The organism is Streptomyces sp. NPDC056144 (genome assembly GCF_042264145.1).
Classification (GTDB): Bacteria; Actinomycetota; Actinomycetes; order Streptomycetales; family Streptomycetaceae; genus Streptomyces.
Map to the genome: position 1 here is coordinate 321,382 of NZ_JBHJVF010000003.1, position 14,729 is coordinate 336,110.

General features: G+C 68.7%; 19 protein-coding genes. 17 read left to right on the top strand and 2 right to left on the bottom strand.

Features of this window, described 5'->3' with window-relative positions; translation table 11 throughout:
• Nucleotides 1–186 precede the first annotated feature (186 nt).
• From ACFC0Z_RS12310 to ACFC0Z_RS12335, 6 genes are all read left to right on the top strand, one after another.
• Entirely contained in the window at nt 187–1,764 is a 1,578-nt protein-coding gene (locus ACFC0Z_RS12310; RefSeq protein ID WP_376435787.1) for a M4 family metallopeptidase, read from the top strand.
• A gap of 97 nt (nt 1,765–1,861) precedes the next feature.
• Nucleotides 1,862–2,587, top strand: coding sequence for a hypothetical protein (locus tag ACFC0Z_RS12315; protein ID WP_376435790.1), 726 nt, complete (start codon nt 1,862–1,864; stop codon nt 2,585–2,587).
• A gap of 457 nt (nt 2,588–3,044) precedes the next feature.
• The gene (locus ACFC0Z_RS12320; protein WP_376435792.1) at nt 3,045–3,536 is read left to right on the top strand and encodes a DUF4365 domain-containing protein; all 492 of its coding nucleotides are present in this window, start codon (nt 3,045–3,047) and stop codon (nt 3,534–3,536) included.
• Nucleotides 3,526–4,749 (top strand): hypothetical protein, encoded by a 1,224-nt coding sequence (locus ACFC0Z_RS12325; RefSeq protein ID WP_376435795.1) that lies wholly within the window; start codon nt 3,526–3,528, stop codon nt 4,747–4,749. Before ACFC0Z_RS12320 ends, ACFC0Z_RS12325 begins: the two co-directional genes overlap by 11 nt.
• A 147-nt stretch (nt 4,750–4,896) precedes the next feature.
• Nucleotides 4,897–5,346, top strand: coding sequence for a winged helix-turn-helix domain-containing protein (locus ACFC0Z_RS12330; protein WP_376435798.1), 450 nt, complete (start codon nt 4,897–4,899; stop codon nt 5,344–5,346).
• Nucleotides 5,347–5,356: 10 nt separating this feature from the next.
• Nucleotides 5,357–5,926, top strand: a complete 570-nt coding sequence (locus ACFC0Z_RS12335) for an HD domain-containing protein (RefSeq protein WP_376435801.1) — start codon at nt 5,357–5,359, stop codon at nt 5,924–5,926.
• Here the strand turns inward: ACFC0Z_RS12335 and ACFC0Z_RS12340 are convergent.
• Nucleotides 5,914–6,387, bottom strand: a complete 474-nt coding sequence (locus ACFC0Z_RS12340) for an NUDIX hydrolase (RefSeq protein ID WP_376435804.1) — start codon at nt 6,385–6,387, stop codon at nt 5,914–5,916. The genes ACFC0Z_RS12335 and ACFC0Z_RS12340 overlap by 13 nt on opposite strands.
• Nucleotides 6,384–7,154: a helix-turn-helix domain-containing protein gene (locus tag ACFC0Z_RS12345; protein WP_376435806.1), complete on the bottom strand. Its 771-nt coding sequence runs from the start codon at nt 7,152–7,154 to the stop codon at nt 6,384–6,386. The genes ACFC0Z_RS12340 and ACFC0Z_RS12345 overlap by 4 nt, the downstream gene beginning before the upstream one ends.
• 711 nt (nt 7,155–7,865) lie before the next feature.
• Here ACFC0Z_RS12345 and ACFC0Z_RS12350 point away from each other — a divergent pair.
• The 11 genes from ACFC0Z_RS12350 to ACFC0Z_RS12400 all read left to right on the top strand — a co-directional run bounded on the left by ACFC0Z_RS12350 (nt 7,866) and on the right by ACFC0Z_RS12400 (nt 14,721).
• Nucleotides 7,866–8,159 (top strand): hypothetical protein, encoded by a 294-nt coding sequence (locus tag ACFC0Z_RS12350; protein ID WP_329851572.1) that lies wholly within the window; start codon nt 7,866–7,868, stop codon nt 8,157–8,159.
• On the top strand, nt 8,156–8,347 hold the full coding sequence (locus ACFC0Z_RS12355; RefSeq protein WP_376435810.1) for a hypothetical protein: 192 nt from the start codon (nt 8,156–8,158) through the stop codon (nt 8,345–8,347). The genes ACFC0Z_RS12350 and ACFC0Z_RS12355 overlap by 4 nt, the downstream gene beginning before the upstream one ends.
• A complete protein-coding gene (locus tag ACFC0Z_RS12360; protein WP_376435812.1) occupies nt 8,344–9,369 on the top strand; it encodes a DUF2637 domain-containing protein in 1,026 nt (341 codons plus the stop codon). Before ACFC0Z_RS12355 ends, ACFC0Z_RS12360 begins: the two co-directional genes overlap by 4 nt.
• Complete coding sequence (locus ACFC0Z_RS12365; protein ID WP_376435815.1) at nt 9,366–10,016, top strand: GGDEF domain-containing protein; 651 nt, start codon at nt 9,366–9,368, stop codon at nt 10,014–10,016. Before ACFC0Z_RS12360 ends, ACFC0Z_RS12365 begins: the two co-directional genes overlap by 4 nt.
• Nucleotides 10,013–10,363 carry a hypothetical protein gene (locus tag ACFC0Z_RS12370; RefSeq protein ID WP_376435818.1) on the top strand — a complete coding sequence of 117 codons (351 nt, stop codon included), beginning with the start codon at nt 10,013–10,015 and terminating at the stop codon, nt 10,361–10,363. Before ACFC0Z_RS12365 ends, ACFC0Z_RS12370 begins: the two co-directional genes overlap by 4 nt.
• Nucleotides 10,364–10,378: 15 nt before the next feature.
• On the top strand, nt 10,379–10,651 hold the full coding sequence (locus ACFC0Z_RS12375; RefSeq protein ID WP_376435821.1) for a hypothetical protein: 273 nt from the start codon (nt 10,379–10,381) through the stop codon (nt 10,649–10,651).
• Nucleotides 10,652–10,800: 149 nt separating this feature from the next.
• Entirely contained in the window at nt 10,801–13,026 is a 2,226-nt protein-coding gene (locus ACFC0Z_RS12380) for a cell division protein FtsK (RefSeq protein ID WP_376435824.1), read from the top strand.
• 139 nt (nt 13,027–13,165) lie between these two features.
• A complete protein-coding gene (locus tag ACFC0Z_RS12385) occupies nt 13,166–13,417 on the top strand; it encodes a hypothetical protein (protein WP_376435827.1) in 252 nt (83 codons plus the stop codon).
• A gap of 23 nt (nt 13,418–13,440) precedes the next feature.
• Complete coding sequence (locus tag ACFC0Z_RS12390; RefSeq protein WP_033206753.1) at nt 13,441–13,635, top strand: hypothetical protein; 195 nt, start codon at nt 13,441–13,443, stop codon at nt 13,633–13,635.
• Nucleotides 13,636–13,650: 15 nt separating this feature from the next.
• Entirely contained in the window at nt 13,651–14,259 is a 609-nt protein-coding gene (locus ACFC0Z_RS12395) for a hypothetical protein (RefSeq protein ID WP_376435830.1), read from the top strand.
• Between the two features lie 3 nt (nt 14,260–14,262).
• On the top strand, nt 14,263–14,721 hold the full coding sequence (locus ACFC0Z_RS12400) for a hypothetical protein (RefSeq protein ID WP_376435833.1): 459 nt from the start codon (nt 14,263–14,265) through the stop codon (nt 14,719–14,721).
• The last annotated feature ends 8 nt before the right edge of the window (nt 14,722–14,729 follow it).

The following is a 14,729-nucleotide window of genomic DNA, read 5'->3' on the forward strand; positions in this document are numbered from 1 at the left end:
CCTCAACTCCCCGCACATCGGACACATCTGACCGACCTTCGGACAACAGAAGGTCAAATCCTTGTTGTAGACCTGTCAAACAGGCGGCTTCGCTGGCACGCTCGCATCCGCATCACACAGCCACCCCCCCCCACAGCACCCCCACGTGTTTTCAGCTGATGCAGCTGTTGCAGCGAAGGAGCCCGCGTGATCCGCCAGCAGTCCTCGCCCCGCCGTACCGCCGCCACCACCGCCCGTGCCGCCGCCCTGATCGCGTCGGCCGCCATGGTCGTCGTCGGCGTCCAGACCGGAACGGCCAGCGCCGACGCCCAGCGCGAGGCCGGCGCCACCGCCGTCGTCCTCACCGGCACGCAGCGCGCCGCCGCCGTCCAGGAGGCACAGGCCGGCGCCGCCGCCACGGCCAAGGCCATCGGCCTCGCCGCCCAGGAGAAGCTGGTCGTCCGGGACGTCGTCAAGGACGCGGACGGCACCGTCCACACCCGCTACGAGCGCACCTACGAGGGCCTCCCCGTCCTCGGCGGCGACCTGGTCGTGCACCAGAAGAAGGACGGCTCCCGCAAGACCACGAAGGCGACCGAGGCCCGCATATCCGTCGCGACCACCGAGGCCGCGGCCCCGGCGGCGACGGCGCGGAGCACCGCGCGCAAGGTCGTCTGGGCGGCCACGGGCAAGCCGGTCCTCGCCTTCGAGACCACCGTCAAGGGCGTCCAGCAGGACGGCACGCCGAGTGAGCGCCACGTCATCACCGACGCGACCTCCGGCAAGGAACTGTTCTCGTACGAGGCGATCGAGACGGGCGTCGGCAACACGATGTACGCCGGCCAGGTCACCCTCGGCACCTCGGGCTCGTACACGCTGACGGACGCCACCCGCGGCGGCCACAAGACGTACGACCTCAACGGCGGCACGTCCGGCACCGGCACCCTCTTCACCAACTCCGTGGACACCTGGGGCAACGGCCTCGCGTCCAACCGCGCCACCGCGGCCGCCGACGCCCACTACGGCGCCGCCGTCACCTGGGACTTCTACAAGAACGAGCTCGGCCGCAACGGCATCCGCGGCGACGGTGTCGGCGCGTACTCCCGCGTCCACTACGGCAACGCGTACGTGAACGCCTTCTGGGACGACTCCTGCTTCTGCATGACGTACGGCGACGGCATCGGCAACACCCACCCGCTCACGTCCCTCGACGTGGCCGGCCACGAGATGTCCCACGGCCTGACCTCCTCCACCGCCAACCTCCGCTACAGCGGCGAGTCCGGCGGCCTGAACGAGGCCACGTCCGACATCCTCGGCACCTCGGTCGAGTGGTACGCGAACAACTCCACCGACGCCGGCGACTACCTCATCGGCGAGAAGATCGACATCAACGGCAACGGCACGCCGCTCCGTTACATGGACAAGCCGAGCAAGGACGGCAAGTCCGCCGACTACTGGTCGAAGTCGGTCGGCCGCCTCAACGTCCACTACTCCTCGGGCCCGGCGAACCACTTCTTCTACCTGCTCTCCGAGGGCAGCGGCACGAAGACGATCAACGGCGTCACCTACGACTCGCCGACCGCCAACAACTCCACCCTCACGGGCATCGGCCGCCAGGCCGCGTACAAGATCTGGTACAAGGCCCTCTCCACCTACATGACCTCCTCCACCGGCTACTCCGGCGCCCGCACCGCCACCCTCTCCGCCGCCGCCGACCTCTACGGCTCCGGCAGCACCCAGTACAACGCGGTCGCCGCGGCCTGGACCGCGATCAACGTGAAGTAACCCGCACGACCGACCACCACCTCCGCCGGGGCCGCCACCAAGCGACCCCGGCGGAGGTGTTGGTGGGGAACCGGGGGGCTGCGGGGTGCGTCGTGCCGTGCGACGGCAGACCGAGGAGTCGGGGGCGACCACGATGCGAAGAGCGATGATCCAGCTGGTGACGGGGTGCGCGGCGGTGTTGTCGGTCACGTCCTGCGCGATGTCGGAGAGCCCGGCGGGGGAGCCGTCGCCGACGAGCGGCCGGGCTCGCGTGTCCGCGACGGTGACCCCCGGTCCCTCCGCGATCGAGCCGACGAGCAAGGAGCAGGCCGTGGCCTGGGCGGCCGACCGCATGAACGCCGCCGCCTCCGGCGCCAACTCCCCGGCGGGACCGGGGCTGCTGGTCGCCGCCGACTCGGACAAGGGGGCCCTCTTCGTGTGGGAGACGGCGGACGGCCGGTCCTGTCACGGCGTCGCGTTCATGCCGGGGACGACGACCGTCGCTTGTTCTTCCCGCCCCGACCCGCCTTCGGCGGAGGGAGAACCACGGCTCGTCCCGCTGGTGCGCATGATGGCGACGGGGTGGAACGTGGTCTTCGGCGCGGAGCGCGAGACGGTGGAGTCCGTCACCTGTAACGGCAGACGGCTTCAGGTGAGGGATGTGGGAGTCACAGCGAACGGACGCCGCACGGTCCACGCCATCGAGTTCCCCGACCTCACCGTGGGCGAGGTGAGCGTGCGGGTGAGAAGGGGAACACGTGTGGTCACGGAGTACCTCGAACTGGAGAAGTTCGAGAAGGCGGGCGGCCAGGACCTGCCGAGCTGCGGTCCCGTCGATCGCTAGAGTCCACCCCGCACACGAAGCCCTGGGTGCACATACAACAAGACCCCGTCCTCAGCGTTTCCGCCGACTACGGGGTCTGTCTGGCACTTCCTGTGAAGTGCCCCCGGCAGGATTCGAACCTGCGCACACGGCTCCGGAGGGCACTCTCGTCTGGGCGGTCCGCAGCGCTCTGAGCTGCGGAGACTTGCCTTGACGCTGTTGTGGGACCTTCCGGTTACTCGCTCCTCACTCGCACACGCCGGTCCGCGTTTCTCCGCGGAGACCGCGACACTGTCAGAGCATCGAGCTAGTGTTCGATTATGGAGATCACGCGTACCAGCCCTCCCCGAGGCAGGGGGCCTCCCTTTACGCTGCTCGCACTGGGGCGGAGAGATCAGGGGGGTCCTGCTTGGTGGACAGAGACGGCAAGTCTCGCAAGCGGAACATTCAAGCCGTTGATGATCGCACCGTCACTACGATGATGGAGCAGCTGCAGGTGGGCTATGTCTCCACCGTGGCGGCGACGGCCGGCTGTTCCGTGGAAGTGATGAGCAAGGACACCTTCGGTGTCGATGTCCAGTTCATCCGCCCTGGGCGCAACCACCTGGAGCAGGAGAGTTTGCTCTTCGCGCAACTCAAGTGCACCACTCAGGTGGTTCCCAATCGAGACGACAAGTCATTCCGCTACAAGTTCTCGAAGCGTGAGTACTTTGAGGGCCTGTCGGTGGTTCGTTCGTATCCTAAGAAGATCCTCATCGTTATGACGGTGCCCCTCGCTCAGTGCGACTGGACCGAGATCATGGATGGCGGGCTTCTCGTGAAGCGGGAGTGCTACTGGACGCACCTTGAGGGGGAGGCGTCGGATCTGGTGAAGCCCGTGATCGACGTCCCCACGGGCAACGTATTCGACGCGCAGGCACTGATCGAGCTCTTGGGTAGGCAGGATAGGGGTGAGTCGCTTGCTGGGTGAGACCGAAGGCTTGACTATCCCGGCCAATGTTGATCCAGGTAGGCTTCAAGCGATCTTGGGCGAGCTGGGATGGCTCGTTGCTGGTTCGCGTGCTGGCATCTATGCGCGATATGCGCCGCCGGGGGGTGGTGAATATGAAGGCATGCCCAGTGTCGTCATTCCCCTTGACTCGAATGCCCCCGACTATCCGCAGCTAATGCATTCGGCGCTAGCTCAATTGGCTCAGCGTCGTGACTTCTGGTCGCGTTCGCTGTACCCCAGGATTGCTGTCGCCGCCTCCGACGAATTCCGATTCCAGAAGGAATCGAAGGCGCCGAGTGGTTTGATCTCATGGCGTCAGGGTGAGCGGCTGATTGAGAGTGCGCGCAGGACTTTCCTGGCTGGTGCGAAATACTACCTTGGTCCAGGTCGTCATTTCGTTAATCGGCATGGGCGATTCGCTACGCGATACTTGGATCAGATCCTCATGGGGCAGACGGCGGTTGGTAGTTACATTGTCACTGCTCTCGCTCCGTCGGATGCTGCGATCGATCTCAAGCAAGGATCTGAGGGTTCGACCCGGATGCTAGACGTAGGCGTAACTCGGGTGCGGAGTGTCAACGAGGCCGTGGTCCATGCCGTGGGAGCAACCGTAGAGGCCCTTGATCACTACCGGGCAAGTGGCTCACTCGCAGGGTTCGAGCAGGGCGTCATCGACGGCATTTCTTACGAGATGACCAATGCTCTCCTCGGTATAGCCTCTAATTCCGATGAGGCGCTCATTGCCGTGGAGTGGGATCAAGGGCAAGCGAGGCCAAGTGGGGTGGAGAGTGAGTTCCTTTTCCATTCCGAGGATGTTGCTCCCCTTTCGCAGGCGGCCGTGAGGCTGGCTGAGGATGAATCATCTACGCAGTTTACGATCACCGGTAGAGTTCATCTTCTCGCGAAGAAGACAGTGGGGAGTCCCGGCGTATTCGGTATCGACTCGCTGCAGCCACAAGGGCCCCGCAAGGTTCGCGTGAGGCTTGCGGATGAAGAGGACTATCACGAGGCTGTTAGGGCGCATGAGGAGGATCTTGCGATTCTTGTGGCCGGGCGCCTAGAAAAAGAAGGCAATCTGAGTTGGCTCTATGACGCCACTGTGGTGCGGACGCTTGGGCCGCTGGAGGAATTTCAGGCCACTAGGCGTCCCTCGGAGCAAGAGGGCATTCCGGGCCAGTTGGGGATGTTCTAGCGCTTAACGACTGCTGCGCGTCGCAGGTGGCATCGATTTCTGCTGTCGCCTGCGGCGGGCTGCGTAGTATTAGCTGCTTAAGTGAGGGATTTGGTGAATGCGGAGCCCTAGGTCGTAATCGCTGGAGGAGAGTGTGAGGGAGGTGGCATGGCGGAGCGACCGAGTCCGCGCGGCACGTATCTGTCTATCGCGGATGGCCTAAGGAAGGATGTCGAAGGGGGCAGGGTTACGTCTTCGCTGCCGTCGGAAGCGACGCTCATGGCGTCTCATGGCGTGTCGAGAAACACCGTGCGCCGTGCCTTGAAGGTTCTTGAGGCTGGCCGTGTCATTGAGTCAGTGCCTGGCGTCGGATGGCGGGTTGTGGGCAGTGGCGACGCAACGTCGCTCGTTGACCGGATGGTGAGCGTCATCCTCGATGACCACCTTGCGGTGGGGGATGTCTATCCCAGTGAGTCCCAGCTCTGTACGCGGTTTGGAGCCTCGCGAACTGCAGTACGTCGTGCGCTCGCGCAGATGGAGGGGAACGGTCTGCTCGACACAGTCCATGGCAAAGGGCGGACTGTGCGCGCTCTCCCAGGTTCGACCGAGCAGCCGTAGCCTGGCGTCCATGGGGCTTACTGAGTGGGCGTACTCGCTCTCCGAATCGATGCTGTCCGAGCCGCTGCCGCGTCGTTGGGCGCATTCCATCGGCGTGGCCAAGCGGGCTCGGTCCCTGAGCCCGATCCTCGGCGCTGATGCCGAGCTGCTGGAGGCCGCAGCCGTTCTGCATGACGTCGGGTACTCGCCGGCCATCGCGACCACCGGCTTTCACCCGCTCGACGGGGCTCGGTTCCTTCGAGACCAAGAGGGTGCCGATGAGCGGGTGGTGCGGCTCGTGGCGCATCACTCCTGTGCGCTCCTGGAGGCCGAGGAGCGAGGGCTTCGGCATGAGCTTGAGACTGAGTTCGAGCTTGAGCGGCCCGAGCTTGTGGACGCGCTGATCGTCTCTGACATGACGACGACCCCCGACGGTGGGCACACCACTCCGATCGCCCGGTTGGACGAGATCGTGCAGCGGTACGGGCCGGACACCATCGTGGGGCGGTTCATTCAGCGCGCGGCGCCCGAGATCTACGCCGCCAACGAGCGGGTGGAGCACCGTATGGCCGCTGCCGCGGCCGGCGCTCAACCGAGGTAGGGCTCCCGTCGCGATTCGTCCAGGCCGTGTCGGATGCGCAGCCTCATGGACGGGTGGATGTCCAGGTCATCGAGGTCCGCTGGGTTCACCCAGCGGACCTCCTTCGATTCGCTGCTCGTGCGGAGGGACCCGCCGACCGGGTGGGCCCGAAAGCAGATGGAGAACTGCTGGCGGACCTCTCCGTCGTCGTACGCCAGGACGTGATCCGGGTCCGTGTAGAGGCCGACGATGTTGTCCACCTCCACCTCGATCCCCGTCTCTTCCCGGACCTCCCGGACCGCGGTGTCACCGATTCGCTCACCGATGTCGTGCCCCCCGCCAGGAAGAGCCCACAGGTCGTTGTCGGTCTTGTGGATGAGGAGGAGCCGTCCCTCGCCGTCGCGTACGACGACCGTCACGGACGGCACCACCGAGTTGGCCTTTGGAGCGGCGGGGTCGCGGAAGTAGTCGATACGGCTCATGCGTCCGAGCCTCCCAGGTCAGTGGGGGAGGTGATGGGGCGGGCGCTCTCCCAGACCCGTTCGATGCTCTCGGCGTAAGCGTCGAATAGCTCGCCGCCGGCCACCCGCTGGATGTGCAACACCGGCGCCATGTACGCGCCGACGCCGTACAGGTGCCCGTTCGCGAGCATCTGGTCATCCGCGCGATAGAGGGAGTTGTAGAGCGTGGTGGAGTGGAGGCGGAACTCCACGCCGGGGAGTCCGAAGAGTGGCGCATAGTTGACCAGGGCATTTCGGATCTTGCCTGCCATGGCCCCGCCGATCCCCTCGTCGGCTCCGCGCACTGCCACCGCAGCTGAGTCGGGGTCGCCGAGCATGAACCGGACCGGGATGCCGGCGGCCGACTTCTCCTTGACGACCTGGTGGAAGGCCGCGTCCTCGGTGAGCCAGAACCCCGAGTAGACCAAGACGTCGAAGGACCGCTGAGCGCTGGCGTAGAGCTGCGTCCAGAGCCGATTCGGCACGACCGAGCGGTGGGGGTAGAGCTTGATCAGCTCGGCGTTGCCCGCCTCGGTGACCTCTGCGGACGTCCGCTCCTCAGACCATAAGTAAGACATCTCGCGCTGAAGGAGCGAGGCTGTCGCGTACTTGAATCGGCGGTACGGCTGGCGCTTGGGGTCGTTGATCCAGCGCTCGACTGTCTTCGCCGACACCCCGAGCCGCTCGGCGACCTGATCGAGCGTCATGCCGCTCTCGATGATGGCGCCGCGCAGTCGTTCGTTGGCCATGCCGCACTCTCCCACCCGCGGGACGACTTGGGACGACTTCACCGTAGCCAAGTCGTCCCGCAGTCGTACATGTGTGGAGTCCAGCGTCTGCCCTGATCAGGCCAAGCTTGAGGCATCGAGCGGGGCGGGTTCACGAACTCCTTGAAAACCAAGGGACTTGACGACCCCAACCCGTCTCTCCATGATGAGGAACAGGTAATACATGTACCTCATTGGTTTCGGCCCGAAGAGAGGTGCTGTCTGCAAGCACAGGGCGGGGACGCTGCAATCCCGCTAAAGGCCAGGTGGAACAGGGTTTCGGCCCGTACTGGCGAGGTGGCCCGGCGACCGCGAGCAACGGCCGGAGGGTGGGGACACAGGTCCCCCTTGCAGTGCTTCATCCGATCCAACCGACCGAGGGGGTCCCCATGCATCGACGAAGACTCTGGGCGTCGCCCGTGCTCGACCGGCACGGCGACCACGCCCACCGCGTCCCCTGATCCGCCGCTTCGACGCACCGGGATAGCCGGTGACTCGCGGACGTCAGGTCACCTGCGCAGCGATTGCTGCGGCCGGTTGCCTCCCTCGCCCGTCCGGACCCCGCACGGGGTGCCGTACGGGCGAGGCAGGGGGAGCCGGAGAGATTCCGACCCCGCCGCGCTGGGGTGGCTGCCTCTCACCACGGACCGAGGCCACCCAGCGCCCCTTCGACAAGTTCAGGAGCGATCAGCCATGCGTACATTCATCGGCGGCCATCAGGCCGTCAGCACCAACGACTTCGTGGAACTCGCCCTCGGCACCCCGGTGGAACTGTGGCTCGGGGTGGAGGGCGAGAGCGAGGAGGAGCGCGCGGCCCGTCTGGACGCGGCGCGGGACATCCTCGCGGACAACCCGAACCTGCCGGACGAGGTGAGCCGGGTCGCCGCCGAGGCGATCGAGGCGTTCGCTCCGGAGCTGTTCAATGTCATCCCGCTGGTTCGGCCGGCGGCCCGCCGCTCCCGTTCCCGGAAGGGAGCGGCGGCATGAGCGCCCGGGTGCCCTGGGGCCCGGAGCTGGTTCTCGTCTGGCTCGGCTCGCTGATCGCGGTGGGCAGTGCCGCGGGCGCTGTTGCGGCCCATCAGGCGTGGCTGTTCGCCGCGGCGGTTCTCGGGTTCCTCATCCAGCACATCGGCTGGGCGGTTCGGAACCGGAAGCTCTTCGGTGGTGCGCGATGACGACCGCGATCACCAACGAGCGGTCGGCGGTGCCGCCGCTGACCCGTCCCGAGTTGGGCCTCGCCGGTATCGGCGCGCTCGCCGCAGCTGGCGTCGGAGCCCTCGGGCTCATCTCCTCCTTCGACGCCGTGTCGGCCGCCGCGCTGCGGTGGGGCTTCGGCGAGCCGTGGATGCTGCCGGTCGGCATCGACGTGGCCATTCCGGTGTTCACCGTGGCCAACCTCCTGCTGATCCGGATGGACATGGCCCTCGCGTGGGTGCGGTTCGTTCCCTGGGCCCTAACCCTGATCACCTGCGGCCTGAACGTGGCCGCCGGGCACGGAATGTGGGCCAAGCTCGCCCACGGCACGATGCCGCTGCTGTGGGTGGTGTTCTCCGAGATCGGCGCCCACATCTACGCCGTACGGATCGGGGCCGCGACCGGCCGCCGGATGGACAAGATCCGGGCGTCGCGGTGGTTGCTCGCCTTCCCCTCCACGTTCTCGCTGTGGCGGCGAATGACGCTGTGGGAGATCACCTCCTACGCCGACGCGCTCTCCCGCGAGAAGGAGCGGCAGCTCGCCCGCGCCGACCTGCGCGAGACCTACGGCTGGCGGTGGCGGTCGAAGACCCCGCGCCGCGAGCGCGTCCTCCTGCGGCTCGGGGAACTTGCCCCCAACGGGGCCGTGGAGGAGCCGGAGCAGGAGCCTGCTGTGCCGCCCGTGCCGCCGCCGGACAAGGAACAGGACGAGCAGAAGTCGCGCAAGCGCACCACCCGCCAGAAGCCCAAGGGGGCGAAACCGCCCCGCTCGGCGGCGGAGCTGCTGACCGAGGCCCGCGAGCTGACCGCCGACTGGCCGCTGGCGGGGATCAACGCAGAGGCGATCCGGACCGCACTGCACTGCTCGGCAGCCAACTCCCGTGTTTTGCGTGACGAGTTGCTCGCCGAACGAGCCAGCCGCCCGGAGCTCCACTCCGTGGAGACGAAGGACGGCAGCGACGCGGACGAGTCCGCCGAGACGGCCGAGGAGGTCGCCGCATGAACACCCTCGCCACGATCCTCGCCGCGACCGGTCCGCTCGCGGCCGGATGGTCCGGCCACGTGCTGTGGCTGCGCCGCCGGCTCCGCACCGCCCGCCGCGACCCGCTGACCGGGCTGCGGACCCGCGAGGGTTTCACCCGCCGGGCCGCCGCGCTCCTGCGCGACAACAGGGCGGTGGTCGTCCTCGCGGACGTCGACCACTTCAAGCAGATCAACGACCGCCACGGCCACGCGGCCGGCGACGCCCTCTTGAAGGTCACTGCCGACCGGCTCGCCCACTACGTCGGCCCGAACGGCGTCGCCGGGCGCCTCGGCGGCGACGAGTTCGCGGCCGTCGTCCTGGACACCGACGGCACGGTCACGGACCTCCTGGCCGTCCTTCACGGGGTACTGGCACGCCCCGCCGACAAGGCCAACCCGGACGTGGCCACCACGGTGTCCCTCGGCTGGGTCCGCGCCGCCGATTTCCCCGGCGAAGACCTCTCCGCGCTCCTCGGTCGCGCCGATGAGGCCATGTACGCGGCCAAGCAGGGCCGCACCGGGATCAAGGGGGCCCGGCTGGGTCGGTTGCTCTCGGCGGTCACCGGCCGCCGGTCTGGACGCCGAGGTGCCCCGGCCGGGGCACCGGCGGTGGGGGTGGCGGCATGATGCCGGGCCCGCTCGCCGCCGCCGACCTTTTCCACACCGTGATGGAGGCCGCACAGCACCGCTGCCAGTGCGCCGGCGTATGCGGACAGCCCCACACGAAGGGCGAGGGGCGCTGCACCCGCGAGCACGGCCGCCACGCGGGCAAGCACAGCGGTCCGATCCGCCTTATGGCCGCCGCGGCCGACCCGCTCACCACCGAGCTCGCCGCCGCGGCTCTGCCCGCGAGCGAGCTGCGCGCCTGGTGCCCGCCCTGCTTCACCGCCGCCCGCCGGGCCGCCCAGCGTGCCACCTCGGCGCCCGACGCCGACCAGGGCGGCCTGTTCGACCTCAACCCCTCCGACGCCTGATCCGAGGAGCACGCCATGCAACCCGCCACCCTGTACCGCCTGTCCCGCCACAGCGACGCCGACCGCACTGGGCGCTGGCGCCCGGAGCGGCTGACCGTCCACACCGCCCGCGTGAGTATCAGCGGGGCCCGCAAGACGGCGGACACCGTCCACGTCTACGAGACGACCGACCGCGACGGCAACAACCTCCACGTTGCCCACGTCCACTACGGCCGCGGCCACTGGGGCAACGGCGCGTTCATGACCGAGATCTACGAGATCCCCACCGCCGCCCTCCTGGAGATCTAGCGCCCCAGGTGCCCGGGGAGAAAGGGGACACGAACTGTGTCCTCTCCCGCGGCATCGCGGGCTGACGATTCACCGCACGGGCCCGGCCGCTCACCTTCCACAGCGCCGGCCGGGCCCGTCGTTCCCTCCCGAGAGAAGGAAGAGTCTCAGTGAAGCACCCCGACGACGAGAACGACTTCTTCGACCGACTCGAAGCCGACATGGCCACCACCGGGTCGCCCGACTCCGGGGCCGACGTGGTCGACCTCGACAAGGCCCGATCCGCCCGCACCGAGTCGGCCAACTCCACCGCCGACGCGTCGGCCGACTCCCACACGCGCGAGTCGGCCGACGAGTCGGGTGACCCGTCGGCCCGCCGGTTGGTCGACGGCCCGGCGCTCGCCGGGCCCGGCTACCTCGGCCGACTCGCGGGCGCCAAGCGGCGACGGATCGTCCCCGCGTGGCTGCGGTCGACGGCCGATCTCAAGACCGCCGCCCGCTGGGTCGCCAGCCACTACAGCCACCTCGCCGGGTACCACGCGCTCCGCTCCCCGGTCTACGCCGGGCGTCTCGCCCTCCAGGCCCCGCGCGGTGCGGCGAAGTTCGTCGGCGGCACGATGCGCTGGGTCGCCGACCGCGAGGGCGAGCCCGTCCGGCTCGCCGCCGTCCGGCGCGAGGACGCGGCGGAGTACCTCAAGCTGTCGCGGCAGCGCGACGGCCGCGTCCGGCTCCGGACCCTGGTCGCCACCCTCGCCACGCTGATCGGCATGGGCGCCGCGCTCGCCCTCTACGTCCTCGCCCCCGGCTGGCTCCAGGTCGTCTCGGTCGGTGCGCTGTTGCTCGCCCTCGGGTCGGCCGGCGGCCAGGCCGACGCTCCGGTCATCAACCGGGCCGTGGAGGTCACCAAAGCACCCAAGCTCACCAGCGACATCGTCCTGCGCGCGTTGGGGGCGCTCGGCATCCCGGCGATCAACCAGGCACAGGGCAAGGGTCGGGACGGCTTCACGTTCACTGCCCCGATCACCCGCGACGGGCCTGGCTGGCGTGCGGAGGGCGACCTCCCGTACGGCGTGACCGTCACGGACGTGATCGAGCGCCGCGACAAGCTCGCGTCCGGCCTGCGCCGCCCGCTGGGCTGCGTCTGGCCCGAAGCCGTACCGGAGGAACACACCGGGCACCTGGTGCTGTGGGTCGGCGACCAGGACATGTCGACCGCGCGGAAGCCCGTGTGGCCGCTGCTCAAGAGCGGGGCCACGGACCTGTTCAAGCCGGTCGCTTTCGGCACCGACCAGCGCGGACGCTGGGTGGAGATGACGCTCATGTACATCGCCGCCGTCATCGGCGCGATCCCCCGCATGGGCAAGACGTTCCTCCTGCGACTGCTGCTCCTGATCGCCGCCCTCGACCCGCGGGCCGAGCTGCACACCTACGACCTCAAGGGCACCGGCGACCTCGACCCGGTCGGCGAGCGCGTCTCGCACCGCCACCGCGCCGGGGACGACGACGAGGACATCGAGTACGCCCTCGCCGACCTGCGGGAACTGCGAGACGAGCTGCGACGCCGGGCGAAGATGATCCGCTCCCTGCCCCGGGACATCTGCCCGGAGTCGAAGGTCACCAGCGAGCTGGCGAACATGAAGAACCTGGGGCTCCACCCGATCGTCGTCGGCGTGGACGAGTGCCAGGTGTGGTTCGAACACCCAAAGCACGGCGCGGAGTTCGAGGAGATCTGCACCGACCTGGTCAAGCGCGGCCCAGCCACCGGCATCGTGCTGCTGCTCGCCACCCAGCGCCCCGACGCCAAGGCCCTGCCGACCGGCATCAGCGCGAACGCGTCGGCCCGGTTCTGCCTCAAGGTCATGGGCCAGCTGGAGAACGACATGGTCCTGGGCACGTCCTCGTACAAGCGAGGCGTGCGGGCCACGATGTTCTCCTGGAAGGACAAGGGCATCCACTACTTCGTCGGCGAAGGAGCGGACGCCCGGATCGTCTCCTCCGTCTACGTCGACGCCCCCACCGCCGAGACCATCGGCCTGCGGGCCCGCAAGCTCCGCGAACAGGCCGGCACCCTCTCCGGCCACGCGCTGGGCGAGTCGTTCGAGACCGGCGAGACCAGCGCGTACGACCTGCTGCGCGACATCCTCGCCGTCGTCCCCGCAGAGGAGCCCAAGGTCTGGTCCGAAGTCGTCGTGGCCCGGCTCGCCGAGCTGCGCCCCGACGTCTACGGCGGCTGGGACCCCGAGGGACTGGCCGCCGCCCTCAAGCCCCACGGCATCTCCACCACCCAGGTGTGGGGCAAGACCGAGAGCGGCAAGGGCGCCAACCGGCGCGGCATCGAGCGCTCCCGCATCTCCGCTGCCATCACGGAACGTGACGGAAGCCGGGACGCGAGCTGACACGGATCGCCGCTAGACCTAGCAGCAAGCCCCGCTAGATCTAGCGGCACCGCTAGCACCCCATACCGCATCTGGTCAGCCCGCTAGTACCTAGCGGGCTGACCTGCGCATACCCGGAAAACCGCCGGAGAGGCCCCCGATGACCCCCTTCCTCACCGCTAGCGCACTCCTGCTCGCCATCACGCTCGGTTACTCCGCCCTGTGTGCGGCCTCGCCGTTCGGTAACTGCCGCAAGTGCAACGGACTCGGCTTCGCCCTCATGACGGACCGCAAGGGCAAGCCCAAGCGCGGCAAGACCTGCCGCCGCTGCAAGGGCCACGGCATCCGCATCCGCGTCGGCCGCCACCTGTTCAACATCGCCGCCCGCGTCCACCGCGACGGCACCCGCTGACCCCGCAACGACAGGAGCCTGACATGAACTTCGAGATCTCCGCCGTCCTGCTCTTCGGCGCCGCGTCCGCCTTCGCCGTGAAGAGCAAGTCCTCCGGCGCCGGCGCCGCCATCGTGCTCTTCCTCTTCGGGTTCTTCGCCGCCGGGACCGGCGCGTACGAGCCGATCGCCAACCTCGTCCAGTCCTCCGCCACGGCCCTCTCCGACCTCGCCAACTAGCCGAAGGAGCACGCGATGAACGAGCCGATCACCGCCCCGCACTGGCTCACCACGGCCATGCCGAAGGTGGCCCCCGCCCTCGCCACGTCCACGGTCCTGGTCCTCAGCCGGATCTGGAACGCCAACGGCGCCGAACACTCCGTCGGCAATGCCATCCTGATGGTCGTCCTCGCCGCCGGAGCCGCCACGGCCGGCGCCTTCGCCTCCGCCGGACACCGCGGGGACAGCGTCCTCGCCGGAGCTGCCTTCGCGACCTCGGGCGGCCTCGCCTTCGCCGGGGTCGCCGGATACGCCGACGGACTGTCCCTCCCGCTCCTGCTCTGGGTGCTCGCCACCGCCGTCGCCTACGGCCTCGCCGCCCGCTACTGGCGCACCGCCCGCAGCGAGACCACCGCCTACGAGCGCCGCACCGTCGAGCGGCGCGAGGACCACGCCCACATCGAGCGCGTGGAAGCCCTGCGTGCCGGAGCCCAGATCGAGGCCGCCCGCACCGGCGCCCTCTACGCCGAGCAGCTCGCCACCGCCCTCCTCACGCGCGCGGCCCTGCCCGGCTTCGACCCCCAGGTCCTCACCCGCGCCGGACTGCCCGAACTCGCCGCCACCGAGAACACCAAGGAGCACTGACCCATGTTCGAGATCCGCGTCATCTGCGACCCCGACGACACCGAGCAGGTGACCGCCGCGCTCGGCGGCACCTTCACCACAGGTGCCGTACGCCAGTACGCCACCCGCGACGGCAAGCGCGAGCGCCTCTACCTCACCGCCGACCTGCGGGCCGAGCGGTGGCCGACGCCCGAGGAGGCCTACGCGCTCGCCCCGAGCATCATCAGCGAGGTCGGCTGGACCGCTGGCACCGCGGCCGACAAGCCGTTCGGCAAGGGCCTCGGCCGCGAGTTCTGGCTCCGCAAGGCCGCGCTCCTTGACCGCATCGCGCTGGGCGACGAGAGCGAGCGCGTACGCACCGACGCGGCGGAGATGGCCACCGCGGCAGCCCGCCGCCTCATGGACACCGACGGCACCGCGGTCATCTGCGACCCTCGCGCCTACGTCCGCCAGCAGTACGAGCGGTGGCTCAAGCAGAAGTAGCTGTGCCC